Raw genomic sequence first — 1,477 nt, forward strand, 5'->3', positions numbered from 1 at the left:
TGGGGCTCACGTACAACTGGAGCCAGGTGACAGTAGTTCGGCCTCCCAGCCGCCGGCTATGCCAGAGATGCCCGCTATTGTTCCGGTGGGGGCGCTTAACGCACAAACGGGGCCGGTAGGGGTCTCGCCGCTGGGGGCTCAGGGCACCAGTGATATCGCCGCCATTCAACAAGCTATTTTGCAGGGGGTAGACCCCACCCTGAACTTTGAAGCTACCGCTGCCGGTGGGGCACCCGGTGCCGGGGGCGGTGGCGCGGGCGGTAGTGGTAATGCCGGCTTTGTCTCTGTGGATCGAACCGGGGTGAGCACCTTGGCCGCAGCGGGCTTTGATACCAGTTACAGCAGCAGTGGAGTGATTGCACCGACCGAACCGGTTGCGGTGGCTGAGAATAATCCGCCGCTGGCGGTCAATGATGCGGCGGTCACCGATGAGGATCAGCCGGTAACCATCACGGTCTTGGTAAACGACTCCGACCCGGATGGTGATGCGATTGCCATCATAGGCACACCGTTGGCAGAGCACGGTGTGGTGACCGTCAACCCGGACGGCAGCTTAACTTACCAACCGGAGCGTAACTACCACGGTACGGATGTCATCACCTATACCATCACCGACCCGAGCGGCCTCACCAGCACGGCGATCGTCAACATTACCGTCAATTCCGTCGATGATCCCATCCTGGTCCCACAGTCTCTGGAGTTGCCCGCGTTCAATGAGGCTGATTTGTCCATGGGCTCGAACAGCATCAAGGGTCCGCTGTCATTTGATGGCAGTTTCACCCTGCAGGCGCTGGCAGGATTGGCGTCGATAGGGGTAGGCGACCGTCAACTGTCGCTGGATAGTCTGCGTACGTTGTTGAGTCAACCGGTGGAGTCGATGACCTTTACGACGCCGCGGGGCAATACCCTGCAGTTAACCGGTTTTGATGAAGCCACAGGTACGGTGAGTTATCGCTTTACCTTGGTGAACGAGGTTGAACACTTGGGGGTGAATGGTGAGCGTTTGCTGGATGCGCTGCAACTGATGGTGACTGATGTGGAAGGGGATACGGCGAGCTTGTCGCTCACCATTCCCGTTCTGGACGATGTGCCCCGGGCCGTGAACGATGCACCGGTTACTGCGGAAGGGACGCCGATTGTACTGGTAGAAGATGGCACGTTGCAGAGTGTGAGTGGCAATGTGCTGGTGAATGACCAGCATCCGAATGGACAACCGGGCGCGGATGGCCGGACGTTTGACGGTTGGACGACACAACCGGGCGTGTTGAGTCAGTACGGTAGCCTGGTGCTGGGAGCCGATGGCAGTTACAGCTTTATCCTGGATAGTACGTTGCCGACCACGCAGGCACTGAAGGAGGGGGAAATCCGGAGCGAGAGCTTCAGTTATAACATTGTCGATGGTGACGGTGACCCGGCAACGGCCAGTTTGACGATAACCATCCAGGGCAGCAACGATGTGCCGCAGCTGAATGTGGAC

General features: G+C 58.8%; 1 protein-coding gene. It reads left to right on the forward strand.

Annotated features, from left to right (window positions below; genetic code table 11):
• Positions 1-1,477: retention module-containing protein (locus ACZYTD_RS17135; RefSeq protein WP_463893902.1), on the forward strand; the 1,477-nt coding region annotated here is incomplete at both ends.

Source organism: Pseudaeromonas sp. HNCC25DJ180 (genome assembly GCF_055413345.1).